Raw genomic sequence first — 392 nt, 5'->3', positions numbered from 1 at the left:
TAAGAACAGTATTTTCTGTGCATCATGTGCCGAACGTCCTGGACGAAATCCGTAACTTTTTTCGTGAAAGGTTGCAACGCGCAAGCTGGTTCTAAGGCGTATTTTGCGAGGCATTGCCAAGCTCTGTCCGCAATAGTAGGGATTTTGAGCGTCCGTGTAGAGCCATCTTTTTTAGGGATGGGGATACTACGTAACTTTTGGTGAAACCATTCATTACAGGATGCCTTCAGCAGTTTTTCTAGTTCAAATCGTTCCTCAAAAGTGAGAGACTTTTTGCCGTCGATTCCTGCTGTTTTCTTTCCAGCGTTTAGCTGTGATACTTGACGAATTGCCAAAAATCTAGCTGCTTTGGATTTCAGGATAAGCTTTTGAAGTGACAAAGCTTTACGCTT

Annotated in this window: 1 pseudogene; it reads right to left on the bottom strand. The window is 43.1% G+C overall.

Going from position 1 to position 392, the window contains the following annotated elements:
• Nucleotides 1-392 (bottom strand): annotated as a pseudogene (locus tag AABK37_RS41960) (reverse transcriptase N-terminal domain-containing protein); the annotation flags it as partial.

Origin of the sequence: Tolypothrix sp. VBCCA 56010 (assembly GCF_050875635.1) — a bacterium.
GTDB lineage: Bacteria > Cyanobacteriota > Cyanobacteriia > Cyanobacteriales > Nostocaceae > Hassallia.
This window is presented reverse-complemented; position numbering and strand designations above follow the sequence as displayed.